Origin of the sequence: Streptomyces sp. NPDC002181, assembly GCF_042890485.1 — a bacterium.
Lineage (GTDB): Bacteria > Actinomycetota > Actinomycetes > Streptomycetales > Streptomycetaceae > Streptomyces.
On the sequence record NZ_JBIASC010000006.1, the window covers coordinates 263820 to 280585 of the forward strand.

Annotated in this window: 12 protein-coding genes; 6 read left to right on the forward strand and 6 right to left on the reverse strand. The window is 70.6% G+C overall.

Features of this window, described 5'->3' with window-relative positions; all coding sequences use genetic code 11:
- The first annotated feature begins 94 nt into the window (after positions 1-94).
- From ACFYXV_RS18425 to ACFYXV_RS18445, 5 genes are all read left to right on the forward strand, one after another.
- Positions 95-1210 carry a sugar ABC transporter substrate-binding protein gene (locus tag ACFYXV_RS18425; RefSeq protein WP_383337625.1) on the forward strand — a complete coding sequence of 372 codons (1116 nt, stop codon included), beginning with the start codon at positions 95-97 and terminating at the stop codon, positions 1208-1210.
- A gap of 237 nt (positions 1211-1447) precedes the next feature.
- Positions 1448-2236: an ATP-binding cassette domain-containing protein gene (locus ACFYXV_RS18430; protein WP_382985137.1), complete on the forward strand. Its 789-nt coding sequence runs from the start codon at positions 1448-1450 to the stop codon at positions 2234-2236.
- A 29-nt stretch (positions 2237-2265) separates the two neighbouring features.
- On the forward strand, positions 2266-3525 hold the full coding sequence (locus tag ACFYXV_RS18435) for a sugar ABC transporter permease (RefSeq protein ID WP_383337806.1): 1260 nt from the start codon (positions 2266-2268) through the stop codon (positions 3523-3525).
- Between the two features lie 240 nt (positions 3526-3765).
- On the forward strand, positions 3766-5682 hold the full coding sequence (gene dxs, locus ACFYXV_RS18440; protein WP_385460675.1) for a 1-deoxy-D-xylulose-5-phosphate synthase: 1917 nt from the start codon (positions 3766-3768) through the stop codon (positions 5680-5682).
- 120 nt (positions 5683-5802) lie between these two features.
- Complete coding sequence (locus ACFYXV_RS18445) at positions 5803-7299, forward strand: amino acid permease (protein ID WP_385460678.1); 1497 nt, start codon at positions 5803-5805, stop codon at positions 7297-7299.
- Between the two features lie 82 nt (positions 7300-7381).
- Here ACFYXV_RS18445 and ACFYXV_RS18450 read toward each other — a convergent pair whose 3' ends face one another.
- Positions 7382-8446, reverse strand: a complete 1065-nt coding sequence (locus ACFYXV_RS18450; protein WP_385460681.1) for an LCP family protein — start codon at positions 8444-8446, stop codon at positions 7382-7384.
- 125 nt (positions 8447-8571) lie between these two features.
- Between ACFYXV_RS18450 and ACFYXV_RS18455 the strand changes: the two genes are divergently transcribed.
- Entirely contained in the window at positions 8572-9753 is a 1182-nt protein-coding gene (locus ACFYXV_RS18455; RefSeq protein ID WP_389383459.1) for a hypothetical protein, read from the forward strand.
- Between the two features lie 70 nt (positions 9754-9823).
- On the opposite strand, the gene ACFYXV_RS18460 is transcribed toward ACFYXV_RS18455, so the two are convergent.
- The 5 genes from ACFYXV_RS18460 to ACFYXV_RS18480 all read right to left on the reverse strand — a co-directional run bounded on the left by ACFYXV_RS18460 (position 9824) and on the right by ACFYXV_RS18480 (position 16662).
- A complete protein-coding gene (locus tag ACFYXV_RS18460; protein ID WP_385460687.1) occupies positions 9824-11425 on the reverse strand; it encodes a glycosyltransferase family 2 protein in 1602 nt (533 codons plus the stop codon).
- Positions 11426-11441: 16 nt separating this feature from the next.
- Positions 11442-12242 carry an Ig-like domain-containing protein gene (locus ACFYXV_RS18465; RefSeq protein ID WP_389383460.1) on the reverse strand — a complete coding sequence of 267 codons (801 nt, stop codon included), beginning with the start codon at positions 12240-12242 and terminating at the stop codon, positions 11442-11444.
- On the reverse strand, positions 12239-13066 hold the full coding sequence (locus ACFYXV_RS18470) for a rhamnogalacturonan acetylesterase (protein WP_389383461.1): 828 nt from the start codon (positions 13064-13066) through the stop codon (positions 12239-12241). The genes ACFYXV_RS18465 and ACFYXV_RS18470 overlap by 4 nt, the downstream gene beginning before the upstream one ends.
- A gap of 2 nt (positions 13067-13068) precedes the next feature.
- Positions 13069-14574: an SDR family NAD(P)-dependent oxidoreductase gene (locus ACFYXV_RS18475; RefSeq protein ID WP_383497403.1), complete on the reverse strand. Its 1506-nt coding sequence runs from the start codon at positions 14572-14574 to the stop codon at positions 13069-13071.
- A 93-nt stretch (positions 14575-14667) separates the two neighbouring features.
- Complete coding sequence (locus ACFYXV_RS18480) at positions 14668-16662, reverse strand: hypothetical protein (protein ID WP_385460698.1); 1995 nt, start codon at positions 16660-16662, stop codon at positions 14668-14670.
- Between the last annotated feature and the right edge of the window lie 104 nt (positions 16663-16766).

Genomic DNA, 16766 nt, shown 5'->3' on the forward strand with positions numbered 1-16766 from the left:
TTAAGGATTCACTCCTTGACGGCAAACTGCGGCCGAGGTTGACTCACGTCCACCTCGGCCGCAATGTTGCGGCCTCGTCAGGGAGGTTCAGGAAATGAACACGCGTATGCGCAGAGCCGCCGTTGCCGTAGCCGCCACCGCCATGGCCGCTTCCCTTGCCGCCTGTGGCAGCGCCAAGGAGGCCGGCGAGAAGCCGAAGGAGTCCGGCTCCGCCGCCGCGGGTGGCGCGATCAAGATCGGTCTGCTCCTGCCGGAGAACCAGACCGCGCGTTACGAGAAGTTCGACAAGCCGCTCTTCGAGAAGAAGGTCGCCGAACTCACCGGCGGCAAGGCCGAGGTGGTCTACGCCAACGCCAAGCAGGACGCGACCACGCAGAACTCCCAGGTCGACACGATGATCACCAACAAGGTGAACGTCCTCGTCGTCGACGCGGTGGACTCCAAGGCCATCGCCGGCTCGGTCAAGAAGGCCAAGGAGGCGGGCATCCCCGTCGTGGCCTACGACCGCCTCGCCGAGGGTCCGATCGACGCCTACACCTCCTTCGACAACGAAGAGGTCGGCAAGGTCCAGGGCAAGGCCCTTCTGGAGGCCCTGGGCGACAAGGCCGGATCCGGCCAGATCGTCATGATGAACGGTTCGGTCACCGACCCGAACGCCGCCCTCTTCAAGAAGGGTGCGCACTCCGTCCTCGATGGCAAGGTGACCATCGGCAAGGAGTACGACACCAAGGAGTGGAAGCCGGAGAACGCCAACACCAACATGGCGGGCGCCATCTCCGCGCTGGGCAAGGACAAGATCGTCGGCGTCTACTCCGCCAACGACGGCATGGCCGGCGGCATCATCACCGCCCTCAAGGCGGCCGGCATGGACCCGCTGCCCCCGGTCACCGGCCAGGACGCGGAACTCGCCGGCGTGCAGCGCATCGTCGCGGGCGAGCAGTTCATGAGCGTCTACAAGCCGTACGCCCCCGAGGCCGAGGCCGCCGCGAAGATGGCCGTCGCGCTCGCCAAGGGCGAGAAGCTCGACGGCGTCACCACCTCCAAGGTCGACAGCCCCACCACCAAGGGCATCCCGTCGGTCCTGGTCCCCGTCGTCTCGCTGACGAAGAACAACATCAAGGACACTGTCATCAAGGACGGTGTCTACACGGCCGACGAGATCTGCACCGACAAGTACGCGGCCGCCTGCACCACCCTCGGCCTGAAGTAGGCCCCGGGGCCTCGTCCAGGCCCTTCCGGCCTCCCGCGAGGCCCGTCGTCCCGCCGGCCGGAGGCCCGCCCCCGCGACCTCCGGTCCACCGGGACCCCCGCGCCTGCCCGGCGCCCCGCCCCCTCCTTCCCCGCCACCCGCGGGGCGCCGGGCAGAAACGATCACCCCACCCCACCCCACCCCACCCCGCTCCTGCACTTACTGCACGACATCCCCGCCGGTCAGGCGGCGAAGGAGATGGTTCATGTGTCCGCTGCGCCCGTGCTGGCGTTGCGAGGGGTCTCGAAGCGATTCGGTGCCGTCCAGGCGCTCACCGACGTAGAGCTCGAGATCCACTCCGGCGAGGTGGTCGCCCTGGTCGGCGACAACGGCGCCGGCAAGTCCACGCTCGTCAAGACGATCGCCGGCGTCCACCCCATCGATGACGGAGTCATCGAGTGGGACGGCAAGCCGGTCGCGATCGGCAAGCCCCACGACGCCCAGAACCTGGGCATCGCGACGGTCTACCAGGACCTCGCGCTGTGCGACAACATCGATGTCGTCGGCAACCTCTTCCTGGGCCGCGAGCTCAAGCGCCGCGGTGTCCTGGACGAGGTCGAGATGGAGCGCCGCGCCCGCGAGCTCCTGACCACGCTGTCCATCCGCATCCCCAGTGTCCGCATCCCGATCGCCTCGCTCTCCGGCGGTCAGCGCCAGACCGTGGCGATCGCCCGTTCGATGCTCGGCGAGCCCAAGCTCGTCATCCTCGACGAGCCCACGGCCGCCCTCGGCGTCGAGCAGACCGCGCAGGTCCTCGACCTGGTGGAGCGGCTGCGCGAGCGCGGCCACGCCGTCATCCTCATCAGCCACAACATGGCCGACGTGAAGGCCGTCGCCGACAAGGTGGCGGTCCTGCGGCTGGGCCGCAACAACGGCGTCTTCAACGTCAAGGACACGTCGCAGGAAGAGATCATCTCCGCCATCACGGGTGCCACGGACAATGCCGTGACCCGCCGCGCGGCCCGCACCGGGGAGGCCGGCAAGTGAGCACCGAACACCACACCTCGGCGGAGGACGTGGCCAAGCTGGCCAACCCCGCCGCCCCGGCGGACGCGATCCCCGCGGTGGACCCGCGCCTGCTCGTGCGCGAGCAGGGCCTGTCCGGCTACCTGAGCGAGTTCGGCCGCAAGATGAAGGCCGGCGACCTGGGCTCCGTCCCGGTCGTCATCGGCCTGATCGTCATCTGCGGCATCTTCCAGGGGCTGAACGCGAACTTCCTGTCCCCGGAGAACCTGACCAACATCGCGATCACGATGGTGGCCACCGGCATGATGGCCGTCGGCATCATCTTCGTGCTGCTGCTCGGCGAGATCGACCTCTCGGTCGGTTCCGTCAGCGGTGTCTCGGGCGCCCTCTTCGCCGTCCTGGCCGTCACCCACGGGGTCAACCAGTGGGTGGCGATCCTGGCGGCGGTCGCCGCCGGTGCCCTGATCGGCGCAATCCACGGCTTCTTCTTCGCCAGGATCGGCGCACCGGCCTTCGCGGTCACCCTGTCGGGCCTGCTCTTCTGGTCCGGCGCCATGCTGCAGATCCTCGGCAGCAACGGCACGATCAACATCGACCCCGACGGTCCGGTGGGCCAGCTCACCACGTACTTCTTCACGGACGTGGCGGCCGGCTACGGCCTCGCCGCGGTCGCCGTGATCGGGTACTTCCTGGCCAGCTTCTTCGACAACCGGCGCCGCGAGGCGGCGGGGGTCCCGTCCCGCCCGGTGAGCGAGATCGCCCTGCGCACGGGCCTGCTGGCCCTGTTCACGTTCGGTCCCGCCGCGGTGTTCAACCAGTACAAGGGCCTCCCGCTCGCGGTGGTGCTCTTCGTGCTCGTGCTGGTCGGCACGGACTTCCTCCTGCGCCGCACCTCGTTCGGCCGCAGCATCTTCGCGCTCGGCGGCAGCGTCGAGGCCTCCCGGCGCGCGGGCATCAACGTCACCGGCATCCGCATCACGGTCTTCGCCATCGCGGGCACCTTCGCCGCCATCGGCGGACTGTTCTGGGCCTCCAAGATCGCGGCGGCCAACCAGAGCGCCGGCGCCGGCGACCTGCTGATGAACGTGATCGCGGCGGCCGTGATCGGCGGCACCAGCCTCTTCGGCGGCCGGGGCCGGACCTGGAACGCCCTCCTCGGTGTCATGGTCATCACCTCGATCCAGTACGGTCTGGCTCTCCAGGGCATCGCCACCCCGATCCAGTACATGATCACCGGTGCGGTGCTGCTGGCCACCGTGGTGATCGACTCGGTCACCCGGAAGACCCAGAAGACGGCCGGACGCGCCTGACACCGCGCTCGTGCGGTAAGAACGGTCACAGTGCCCGGTGCCACTTCGTGTGGCACCGGGCACCCGTGCGTACAAAGATGCGTACAACTGTGCGGGTATGCGCCCGTTTGGAATGTGTGACCGTGCGGCGCCGTGTACATGTATGACAAAGGTGTGACCCGCCAGGGACCGCCCGATGACCACCGCCGCGAGCGGAACATTAGACTCGACAGACCAGCAAGCAACTGCAAGGAGGCACGGGTGCTGCTGACCCGCATCAAGGGACCGCGCGATCTGGACCGGCTCAGCCTGGAGGAGCTCGACCAGCTCGCCGCCGAGATCAGGTCCTTCCTCGTCGACGCCGTCTCCAAGACCGGCGGGCACCTCGGCCCCAACCTCGGGGTGGTCGAACTGACGATCGCCCTGCACCGGGTCTTCGACTCGCCCAAGGACAAGGTCCTCTTCGACACCGGCCACCAGGCCTACGTCCACAAGCTGCTCACGGGCCGCCAGGACTTCGCCGGACTGCGCACCAAGGGCGGCCTGTCCGGCTACCCCTCGCGCGCCGAGTCCGACCACGACGTCATCGAGAACTCGCACGCCTCCACCGTCCTGGGCTGGGCCGACGGCCTGGCCAAGGCCAACGAGGTGCTCGGCCGCGAGGACCACCACGTCGCCGCCGTCATCGGCGACGGCGCGCTGACGGGCGGCATGGCCTGGGAGGCGCTGAACAACATCGCCGCCGCCAAGGATCGCCCGCTCGTCATCGTCGTCAACGACAACGAGCGCTCGTACGGCCCCACCATCGGCGGCCTCGCGAACCACCTGGCCACCCTGCGCACCACGGACGGCTACGAGCGCTTCCTGGCCCGCGGCAAGGAGCTCCTGGAGCGCACCCCGGTCGTCGGGAAGCCGCTCTTCGAGACCCTGCACGGCGCCAAGAAGGGCCTCAAGGACTTCATCGCCCCGCAGGGCATGTTCGAGGACCTGGGCCTGAAGTACATCGGCCCCATCGACGGCCACGACGTCGAGGCCCTGGAGTCCGCCCTGCAGCGTGCCAAGCGCTTCAGCGGACCGGTCATCGTGCACTGCCTGACCCAGAAGGGCCGCGGCTACACGCACGCCGAGCAGGACGAGGCGGACCGCTTCCACGGGATCGGCCCGATCCACCCGGACACCGGCCTGCCGATCAAGACGGCCGCCGCCAGCTGGACCTCCGTCTTCGCCGACGAGATGGTCAGGCTCGGCCACGAGCGCGCTGACATCGTCGGCATCACCGCGGCCATGCTCCACCCGGTCGGCCTCAAGAAGTTCGCGGACACCTTCCCGGACCGGATCTTCGACGTCGGCATCGCCGAGCAGCACGCCGCCACCTCGGCGGCGGGCCTGGCCACCGGCGGCGTCCACCCGGTCTTCGCGGTGTACGCGACCTTCCTCAACCGGGCCTTCGACCAGGTCCTGATGGACGTCGCCCTGCACAAGTGCGGGGTCACCTTCGTCCTGGACCGCGCCGGTGTGACCGGCGACGACGGCGCCTCCCACAACGGCATGTGGGACATGTCCATCCTCCAGGTCGTCCCCGGCCTGCGCCTGGCCGCCCCGCGCGACGCCGAGCAGCTGCGCGCCCAGCTCCGCGAGGCCGTGGAGGTCAAGGACGCCCCGACCGTCGTGCGCTACTCCAAGGGCGTCGTCGGCCCGGCCGTACCGGCCGTCGGCCGGATCGGCGGCATGGACGTACTGCGCGCCCCGGGCGCCGAGGTCACCCGTCCGGACGTACTGCTGGTCTCGGTCGGCGCGCTCGCCCCGATGTGCCTGGAGATCGCCGACCTGCTCGACAAGCAGGGCATCTCCACGACCGTCGTCGACCCCCGCTGGGTCAAGCCCGTGGACGAGGCCCTGGCCCCGCTCGCGGAGCGGCACCGCGTGGTGGTCACCGTCGAGGACAACGGCCGCACCGGCGGCGTGGGCTCCGCCGTCGCGCAGGCGCTGCGCGACGCGGGCGTCGACGTACCGCTGCGCGACTTCGGCATCCCGCAGCGCTTCCTCGACCACGCCCTGCGCAAGGAGATCATGGCCGAGATCGGCCTGACCGCGCCGGACATCGCCCGGCAGGTCACGGGCCTGGTCGCCAAGCTGGACGGGCGCTACGACAGCGAGCCGGCCGCCGCCGTCGACTAGCTCCGGCCACAACGGGTCGCGGCCGATCGCGCGGTTGCACGTCACGGGCCGGGAGATCACCCTTGAAGGGTGGGCCTCCCGGCCCGTTCGCGTACGTCGTCACCCGTCGGAGGTGCGTCGGTGAGCAAGGACCTGAACAGCGTCTTCCGCACCAAGACGGTGGAGCAGTCCATCCGTGACACGGAGGAGCCGGAACACGCACTCCGCAAGTCGCTCTCGGCCTGGGACCTGACGGTCTTCGGCGTGGGCGTCATCATCGGCACCGGCATCTTCGTGCTCACGGGCATCGCGGCCCGGAACAACGCCGGACCCGCCACCTCCCTCGCCTTCGTGGCGGCGGGCGTCGTCTGCGCCCTCGCGGCGCTCTGTTACGCCGAGTTCGCGTCCACCGTTCCGGTGGCCGGATCGGCGTACACCTTCTCGTACGCCTCCATCGGCGAGCTGCCCGCCTGGATCATCGGCTGGGACCTGGTGCTCGAATTCGCGCTCGGCACCGCCGTCGTGGCGGTCGGCTGGTCCGGGTACGTGCGCCACCTCATGCACACCAACCTGGGCTGGGACCTGCCCAAGGCGCTGGAGGGGCCGGACGCGGGAGGAAGCTTCGACCTGCTGGCCTTCCTGCTGATCCTGGTCCTGACCGTGATCCTGGTCGTCGGGACGAAGCTCTCGGCGCGGATCACCGCGATCGTGGTCGCCATCAAGGTGTTCGTGGTCCTGCTGGTCATCGTCGCGGGCCTGTTCTTCATCAAGGCCGACAACTACTCGCCCTTCATCCCGCCGGCCCAGCCACAGGAGGCGGGGAACGGGCTGCACGCGCCGCTGGTCCAGTTGATGTTCGGCTACGCGCCCACCAACTTCGGCGTCATGGGCATCTTCACGGCGGCCTCCCTCATCTTCTTCGCCTTCATCGGCTTCGACGTCGTGGCCACCGCGGCGGAGGAGACGAAGAACCCCCAGCGGGACATGCCGCGCGGCATCCTCGGCTCCCTGCTGATCTGCACCTTCCTCTACGTCGCCGTGACGCTGGTGGTCACCGGCATGCAGAAGTACTCGGAGATGTCTCCGACCGCGCCACTGGCCGAAGCCTTCAAATCGGTGAACCAGCCCTTCTTCTCCGGTGCCATCAGTCTGGGGGCGGCCGTCGGGCTGATCACCGTGAGCATGATCCTGCTGCTCGGCCAGACCCGCGTGTTCTTCGCGATGAGCCGTGACGGACTGCTGCCGCGCGTCTTCTCCGTCACCCACCCCAAGTACCGCACCCCCTACCGCGCGACCATCCTGCTCGGCGGGATCATCGCGGTCGTCGCGGGCTTCACCAGCCTGGAGAAGCTCGCGGAACTGGTGAACATCGGCACGCTGTTCGCCTTCGTGCTCGTCGCCCTCGGCGTGATCATCCTGCGCAGGACCCGCCCCGACCTGCACCGGGCGTTCCGCACCCCGTGGGTGCCGGTGATCCCGATCCTGTCGATCGCGGCCTCGCTCTGGCTGATGCTCAACCTGCCGGCCGAGACCTGGATCCGGTTCGGCATCTGGATGGTCATCGGCATCATCGTCTACTTCCTGTACGGCCGCCAGCACAGCCGCCTCGGCAAGTCCGGCCAGGACGCGGAGTACTGAGCGGGAGGGGACGACGCGAAGAAGCGGGCCGTACGGGAGGTGTTCCCGTAACGGCCCGCTTCTTGGTGGCGCTGCGGCGGTCTCAGCCCTTGGCGGGGGAGTTCTTGGCGTCGGCCGGGATCTTCTGGTCGGTGCGCAGGGCCTCCCACAACTTGCCCGCCTGCGGTTCGGCGACGACCACGCGGTTCGGGTCCACCTTGTCGTAGGCGACCGGGAGCATGATCGTCTCCATGGTGTCCGGGTCCACGCCCTTCATGCTCTGGGCGAAGTCGGCCAGGGAGGTGAGGGAGGCCAGGTCGGAGTCGGTCGTCAGCGACTTCGTACCGGCGTCGGCCAGCTTGTAGAGCCGGGCGGGGTTGCCGAGGGCGTCCTGCTTCTTGATCTCCGACAGCATCGCCATCATGAACTGCTGCTGGAGGCCTATGCGCCCGAGGTCGCTGCCGTCCCCGTAGCCGTAGCGGGTACGGACGAACTTGAGCGAGTCGGTGCCGTTCAGCCGGTGCGTGCCGGCGTCCAGCTTGAGCCCGCCCTTGGCGCCGCTCATCGGCTTGTCCAGGGTGACGGTGACCCCGCCGAGCGCGTCCACCAGGCCCTTGAACCCGGCGAAGTCGACCTCGACGAAGTGGTCCACCCGGATCCCGGACATCTGCTCCACCGTCTTGACCACGCAGGCCGGACCGGCCAGCGAGTAGACCGAGTTGAACATGACCCGGTTCGCCGGCTTGACGGTCTTGCCGTCGGCGTCCTTGCATTCGGGCCGGCTGATCAGGGTGTCGCGCGGGATGCTCACCGCGGTGGCCTTGGACCGGCCCTCGGGTATGTGCACCAGCATCGCGGTGTCCGAGCGGGCCCCGCTCACGTCGCCGTGGTCGAGGTCCCCGTTGGCGCCGGCGCGCGAGTCGGAGCCGAGCACGAGGACGTTCTGCGCGCCCGCGACGACCTTCTTCGGGCGGTTGTCGCCGAGGGCCTGGTCGAGGTCGACGCTGTCGATGTTGCCGTTGAGGTGGCTGTACGCCCACCAGCCGCCGCCGGCGGCGGCGAGGACGAGCAGGGCCACCGTCAGCAGCACGATCCGCAGGGCACGCCTGCCGCCGCGCCGCCGCCTGCGCCGGGAGGAAGGAGAGGTGGCAGAGGGCAGGTCGGTCATGGAAGCAGGGCCCTTCTATTATCGATGGGGTGCATCATAAGACACACTTTCGAGTGGCTGGTTCTCTCCGGTGAGGAACCGGGCCGCTTGAGCAGGACATTCTCGGCAGAAGGGTGAAGAGCGGCGTGGTCCGAGGCAAAAGCGGAGGCCGGGGCGCCACTTCCGTCCGCGCGACGCAGGATGCACCCCCCGGCGGACCAGGGTCCCGCCCGTTCTCGCCACCGGCCGGAAACTGGCTGTTCAAGGGCGGCGACGGCCGCCTGACGGCCTACGCCTGCACCCCGCACGGCCTGCTGCGCTGGACCGAGGCCGCGGCGCCCCGCACCGGCTGGACCGGCCCGGAGACCTTCGAGGTCGAGGGCTGGACGGGCACCGCCGCGATGGCGCAGAGCCGCGAGGGGTACGTGCACTTCGTCGCCGTACGGACCGGCGAGGCCGGCCCCGGCGGCCCCGGCGGCTCGGACGGCCCCGGCGGCTCGGGGCGGCCGGAAATCATCGTCGCCACCCAGTTCCAGCCGGGCCGCCCCCTGACCGACTGGCACAGCCTCGGTACCCCCGCCCTGCGCGGCGGCCCCGACGGCGACCGGCTCACCGGCCCGCCGCGCATCGCCGTCAACCAGCGCTCCGGCTCCACGCACGTCCTCGTCTCGCTGCGCCGGGGCGGCGTGCTGCGCCGCAGCCGCAACGCCGAGGGCGCGTGGGGCGGTTGGAAGCAGGTGGCCCCGGAGCCGTACGAGGGCGACGTGGCCCCGCTCATGTCGGCGGGCGGGCCGCTCGAACTGCTCGCCCTCGGCCCGGCCGGCGCCGACCGCTGGGTGGGCGTCGGCCAGGGCCGCTTCCAGCTCGCCGACCGCATCCCCACACCGGTCCTGCCCGGCACCGCGGTCCTGTGCGAGACGGGCCCGCGCCGGGTGACGTACTTCTGGCGCTACCCGGGCGACGGTTCGCTGGTCGCCTGGCGGGCCGGCCACCAGGGCGCGCCGGGCGGCCTGATGGGCCTCGGCGGGGCCGGGGGCAGGGGCGCGCCGGGCGTGGTCCGGTCCGTGATCGGCGGCTACGACTGCACGGTGCTCGCGCAGACCGGCGCCGAGGGCGATGTCGAACTCACCGCCTACGTCACCGAGAACGAGGGCTACGGCGCCTGGTGGGCCTCCCTCGGCGGACACGGCGCGCACGCCCCCCAGGTGGCGGTCGACGCGGCAGGCCGCATCGTCGTGGCCGCCTTCGACGCGCGCGGCGCGCTGATCTGCACCCGTCAGGACACCACTCAGCAGGGGCTGGTGTTCGGCTCCTGGGAGGCCGTCTGAGGCCGTCTGAGGCCGTCTGAGGCGGTCCGAGGCGGTCCGAGGCCGGGGGCGTGGCCTCGGACACCGCACCTCAGGCCTGCCGCGGCAGCGGGGTCCTCCGGGACACCTCGATGCTGAGACCGCCGGACTCCGTGTAGTACGGGGTGGCCGTCAGCTCCATGCCCTGCGCATCGGGCGCCGCCGCGATCCGCACCGGCATCCGGGCGGTGGTGTCCAGGGAGGCGGAGCGCTTCGGGCCGAGCCGGACCTCCTGCGTCACGCCCTCGAACCCGACCGCGAGGTGGAGGTCCCAGGTGCCCGGGGGGAGCGGCCAGCCGCTGGAGGTCTGCCCCAGGTTGACCCGGCAGGAGAACCGGCCCATCGCCCGCGGCCTGCCCTTGGCGTTGGTCAGGTCGTCGTCCCGGCGGGCCGTGACGGAGCAGCTCTCCTGCGCCCCGCTCGTCCGCTCGCGCAGCACGACCCGGGTGGCACGGTCCTTCGTCGACAGCTGCTCGAAGAAGGCGAAGCCCTCCAGCAGCAGCATCGGCCCGTCCCACTGGGCCTTCTCCAGCTGGTGGGTGACCGTCATGTCACCGGTGATGTCGAACAGCTCATCCGGCAGGGCCACCTGCGGATCGCGGAAGAACGGCAGCGTCGTGAACACCCGGCCGTTCTCGACCGTCTTGCGCACCACCGGCCGGTCCTTGTCCGCCTCGAAGGCGGCGATCCGCTGCGCCTCCGCGAAGCGGCCCTGCGCCAGCAGGGCGAACCGTACGGCCACCATGCGCGGCAGCAGCGCCAGCGCGCCCGGGGCGGCCTGGGTGCGCAGCACCTCGGCAGCCGCCCACAGCGCCTGGTCCCGCTCCGCCGCGTCCGCGGCGGAGAGCAGCGCGGCCGCGGTCGCCCCGCCGAGCTCCACCTCCAGGTGGCGCGACTGGAGCTTGTCCCGGCGAGGCCCCTCGGGCAGCTGCGAGGCCACCAGCGCCAGCATCCGCGACGCCAGGGCCACCCGGTCCGGCAGCGTCGCCCGCTCCGCCGGCGGGGCGCCCTTGACCACGCAGGTCGCGTCGCCGACGACCGCGACGTTGTCCGCGCCGACGAGGGCGCGGGCCGTGAACGCCTGGTCGTCGCCGATCGGCATGTCGGTGGGGAAGGCCAGCCCGCGGCGCTGGAGCAGGCTGGTGCGGAACAGCTTGTCCGGGGTCAGCGACCAGTACACGCGCGAGGCGTACAGGTCGGTGTAGGCCTGGCTCTTGCGGAACACCGAGGTCTCGGCCGCAGGCCGGCCCGAGCCCTCCAGCCTGCCCAGCACGACGTCGGCCTCGTACGAGTCGCCCGCCGTGACCATCCGCTCCAGCGCGTCCGGCGCCAGCCGGTCGGTGGCCTCCAGGAAGATGACGTACCGTCCGCGCACCTGGCTCAGCGCCCAGTTGCGGGCCCCGGCCGCGCTCAGCCCCGGCGAGACCTGCCCCGCGCGTACGAAGGCGGGGTACTGGTGGGCCACCCGCGCCAGCACGGACCCGCTCTCGTCCGTCGACCCGTCGTCGACGCCGATGAGCTCCAGCCGGTCCGTGCCGATGGTCTGTACGAGGACGGAGGCCAGGCAGGCGTCGAGCGCGGCGGCCTGGTTGCGGACCCGGACGGCGACCGTCACGTCCTTGACGCCGGTGGGCCCGGCGGCGGCGGTGTTCATGATGGGGGGATCCTCGTCAGTTCTGCGGAGCGGCGGGACGCGGCCAGGGCATCTCCCCGGTGAGTTCGGGCCATTGCCAAGGCCGCGGGGCGCTGTCCGCCGGATGCTGCGGGAAGGCGCCCGGGACGTGTTCCAAGGAGCCCACGAAGACGTTCACGTGCGAGCTCAGCTGCCCGGCCGCGGCGGTGCCCACCGTGTACTCGAACCGGTCGTAGCCCGTGAAACCGGGGGCGGGGGCGTACGTGACCCAGCCGTCCGGCGAGAGCTGCGCCCTGCCGCCGCGCGGCTGCGTCACGGAGACGGCGGTGCTGCCCGCCGGGGCCGCCGAGAGCACGTTGACGGTGCCCGGTGCGCCCGGCTCGGTCACGAGCCGCAGGCCGCGCGGGGCGGACGAGCGCACCGGCAGGGGTTCGGCGGCGAGCTTTCCCGTCCGCACCAGCTTGCGGCCCGATGCGTCCGGGATGCCCACGACGATCCGGGGCCGGACGCTGCGCGCGGCGGTCCGGTCGCCGACGCGCAGGTGCAGCACCCCCGTCGTCTGCTCCCCGGCGTCCGCGCGGGCCCGGAACCAGCGCTGGCGGGGGAAGTACTCCAGCCCCTGTACGCCGACGATCTCGCCGACGGCCGCCAGCGGTTCCTCGGTCAGGTACGCGCAGCCGCGCGAGGCCCCCTGGTCGGGGGCGACGGACAGGCCGAACTGGACGGTCTCGCCCGGGGACACGCCCCGGCGCGGGTCGGCCGAGACGTACAGGGCCGCGTACACGGTGCCCAGCGACGGGGCGTCGCCGACGGCCTGCCCGCGGAGGAGGAGGTTCACGCGCTGGACTCCTTGCGTGCCGCGGGCTCGGACACCCGGGACTTCGTACGGTGCTCGAACGTCTCCTCGTCCAGCCAGCCCATCTCCTCGTAGGAGAACCGGCGCCGGTCGAGGTCGCGGATCCACGGGCGGGGGACGGCGCCCTGCTCGGCGAGGCTGCCGGCGACGAAGCGGGCGCACTCGATCGCGCCCTCCGCGCGCAGGTGCACGTTGTCCCCGTCCTGGACCTTCTCCAGCAGCGGCTCACCGGGCCGCAGATGGGTGAAGACGAGCTTGGACGACTCCGGCCCGAGCTCCTCCCACCACCGCAGGCTCTGGCCGTACAGGTCGACGACGGGCACGTGCTCGTCCTCGGCCAGCTGCCGGGCCGCGAGCGGATAGTCGCCGAGGAAGCGGGCGACGTTGCCGTGCGCGTCCACGCGGCGCCGCTCGTACGGCAGCACGATCACCGGGTGGGCCCCGCGCTCGCGGGCGCCGTGCACGTACGCGGCCATGTGCTCCCGGAACGTGGAGAACGGCTTGGTGTGCAGGCCGGGATCGGTCTTCCAGTCGATCTGGCCGAAGCCGAACAGCAGGCGGTCGTCCGGCTCCAGGTTGTCGAGGATCCACTGGAGCCGGCCGCGCTCGCGGAAGCTCTTCGAACTCGCGCGGGCACGGGCACAGTTGACCACCTCGACCGCGCCGGTGAGGAAAAGGGGCAGGGCCTGGGCCCAGCCCGCCATCGGCAGGTAGCTGTACGGACGGGTGACCGCCACCGAGTCGCCGGCCACGAAGATCCTTCGTGGCGCGGGCGGCCGCTCCTGCTGTCCGGGTGCGTACGTCACGCCTAGACCCCCTGGTCCTCCGTGGTCTGGATCAGTACGGACGCCAGCGCCGCCTCGAACCCGGAGCGCTGTGCCGGCGTCGTGGTCGGGTCCTGCTTGCGTACGTCGATGACGTGGCCGGTCATCTCGGAGAGCAGCACGTCCAGGGAGGTCAGTGCGACCGACTCGGACGTGAGCAGCGAGGCCGAGGGCTCCTGGCCGAAGGCCTTGGTGCGCATCGGGGTGGCCGTGCGCTCCGGGTTCACGCAGTTGACGCGGATGCCGTCCTCGGCCCACTCGTCGGCCAGCGCCTGGGTCAGGTTGACCATGGCGGCCTTGGTGGAGGAGTACAGGCTGTACTCGGCGCGGCCGCGGGTGTAGCTGCTGGAGGTGAAGAGCAGCAGCTGGCCCCGGGTCTCGCTGAGGTACTTGAACGAGGTCCGGGCGATGTTGACCGGGGCGAGGTAGTTGACGTCGAGCGCCTCGCGGATCGTGTCGTTGTCGGTCTCGTCGAGGCGGCCGACGCGCAGGACGCCCGCGGTGTTGACGACGTAGTCGATGCGGCCGGTCTCGGCGTAGGCGCGGGCCAGGGCCTCCTCGACGTGGTCGAGGTTCTCCACGTGCGTACCGGTGGTGGAGCGGCCGAGCGCGAAGACGCGGGCGCCGAAGCCCTCGGCGATGCGCGAGATGTCGGCGCCGATGCCGTACGAGCCTCCGAAGACCACCATCGTCTTGCCGGCCAGCTGCTCGCGGTACGCGGCCTCGCCGGCCTGGGCGGGCGCGGCGTGGGAGGCGAGCTGGAACAGCTTGTCGGCGATGAAGACGTCGACCGGCTGGGTGACCTTCATGTTGTAGTCGTCGCCGGTGACGATGTGGACCGGGACGTGGGGCAGGTACTTGACGACGACGGAGCAGTCGTCGGTGGCCTGGAAGAACGGGTCCGCGGCCGCCCGCTCGTACGCGGCGCGGATCGTGGAGAGCCGGAAGCCCTGCGGGGTCTGGCCGCGGCGCAGTCGCGAGCGGTCCGGGACCTCGGTGATGAACTCGCCGTCGTTGCCGTGGGTACGGGTCACGATGACGGTGTCGGAGGAGGGGATGGCGACGTCGACGGCCTGGTAGCGCTCCAGGGACTCCACGCATTCGCGCACCACGCGCTGCGAGAGCAGCGGGCGGACCGCGTCGTGGAACAGGAGGTTGCAGTCCTCGCCCTCGCCGAGTCCGGCGGCCGCGGCCTCGATGGCGATCCGCGTGGTCTCGCTGCGGGTCGAGCCGCCCGCCAGGACCCGGGTGACCTTGCCCAGCTGGGCCCGCTCGACGATGCGGCGGGCGTCCTCCACGTACGCGGGCGTCATCAGGAGGATCACCTCGTCGACGTCCGGCGCGTTCTCGAAGACGTGGAGCGTGTGTTCCAGGATCGGCTTTCCGGCGATCTTGAGCAGCTGCTTCGGTATTTCGAGCCCGATGCGCTGGCCGGTTCCACCGGCGAGAACGACGGCGACGGTGCGGTGGGGGACGGGCCTGGAGGACAAGGCGCCTTCTTCCTGAGCGAGGGGTGCGGCACGGCAGTGGTGCGGGGCGGCGGTCGGCGGGCGGTGCGACTCGACTGCCCGGGGGAGGTCCGCCTACACGGGGTGGGGGACCTGCTCCGGGTATTCGATGGGGAAGTCGCGCAGCCCCCGCCGGTAGAGGTTGTTGGCGGCCGCGTTGAAGCGGACGATCGAGGGCGGGTACTCCTCGCCCAGCAGGTATTCCTTCAACTGCTCGCGGTAGGGCGCCATGACGTCCTCGCGCGGGTTCAGCGTGGCCTCGATGGCCTCGGTGAGGCCGTTGCAGTCGCCGTCGAGCAGGTAGGAGGCGTACGCCGTCCGCTGCTCGTTGCGGAACTGGTCGTCGGGCAGGCCGTCGAGGTTGAAGATGGCGTACGGCTTCAGCGTCGCGACGAAGTCGGAGACGACGCTGGACATGTCGCCGATGAGCAGGTCGGACTGGTTGAAGCAGTCGTACAGGGCCGGGATCCGCTCGGTGACCACGTGGTGGGCGGCCTCTGGGACGGCGTTCCAGTACAGGGCCCCCGCCTGGTTGCGGCTGCGCCGGATGCGCGCGGTGCGCTCCTCCTCGGTGAGGTCCGGGTACTTGGAGCGGACGCCGCGCTCGGAGAGGTCGGCGATGCGCTGGTCGATCCGGGCGAGCTTCTTGGCGGCGGCCTTGGAGTCGGTGAGGTTGCGGCCGAAGCGCCGGGCGTTGTCCTCTTCGAGGAGGGCGATGACGCGGCGGTGGGCGGCGGCGGCCTCGGCGGAGCGCGAACCGGTGAGGGGGTGCGGCTTGTAGATGATGCGGATGTCGCGCTCGTAGTCGAGCAGCGCCTTGATCAGCTTCTCGCCGGCCGGGATGACCGAGGTGTAGCAGGCGTCGTCGGTCCAGCCCTCCCAGGTGGGGGCGTAGATGACGGTGGGGACGGGGGCGGCGACCTTGCCGGTCCAGCGGTGCAGGGGCATCAGCTGGGGGCGGCCGACCTCGACGATCTGGTGGTGCGACACGGCGTGCTTGATGCGCTCGTAGCGGTCGCGGCCGGCCCGGCCCGCCACCCAGATCTCGTCGAAGACCTTGCTGACGCGGTTGCTGCTCGCGAGCTTGTCGCTGTCGCCGTGGCCGATGAAGACGTGCTTGACCTCGGCGCGCTGGAGCATGTGCACGTTCTTGCCCGCGTTGCCGGGGTAGAGGGCGACCCTCAGTTCGTTCATCTCGATGCGGGCGAGGTTGTCCGCTTTGGGTATGCAGATGACCGGGACCGAGGTCGCGTCCAGGTAGCGCAGGGTGGCCCGCTCGCGCAGCACGATGATGGGCCGCAGCTCCAGCGACTCCAGCGACTCCAGCCACATGTTGACCTGGTACATGAAGTCTTTGGAGACCGCCGCGAAGGTGAAGTAGAGCGCGACCTGGGGCCGGTATTCGGCCAGCTGGTGGTTGAGCTCCTCGATGGCCTCGTCGGTGGTGGGCAGCTTGAGCGCGTTGCGCGCGTCGGGCACCAGCACCAGCAGCGAGAAGTAGGCGAGGAAGACGGTGGTGATCATGCCGTACGTGACGAAGCGCCAGTCGTCCGTCGCGATGGTGGCCAGGGCTCCGGCCACCAGCGGGATGTCCAGGTGCAGCGTCTTGCGGACGTGCTTGTTCATCAGGAACGGGTGCGGCATGCGGCGGATGCCGAGCGCCTCCAGGTCCAGCCCGCGCGTGGTGAACGGGAGTTCGTTGCGCATCTTGCGGACGTGCTTGAGGAGCGCGCCGTACGCGAGCTGCAGGATGAACAGCAGGAGCAGGCCGATGGTGGTCATCTGCGACACGAAGGACTCGATGTCGGCGATGGCCCCGCACAGGCCCAGCAGCAGGAACTGCCGGATGAGGAAGCGCATCGTGAGGCCGAAGCGCGAGTCGCGCAGCTTCTCCAGCGTGGGCGACTCGGTGTTGTGGAGCATGAGGTCGGCCACGTAGCTGAGAGCCGCGCAGCCGGCGAACAGGGGGAGGGAGGCGAACGCGACGGCGACCAGCATCCCGACGAAGCTGAGGATGAGCCCGGAAGTGATCAGAACGCCGAGCGCGGCGCGCAGCCGCTTGGAGCCCATCGTGCGGTTCCTCCCCCGTGGAGGTATAAGGATTCTGTGAAGTGTCGCAGTAGTATAAGCAGCAACATTGATGGCCGAGGAACGCAGGGTTAACCGAGGGCCAA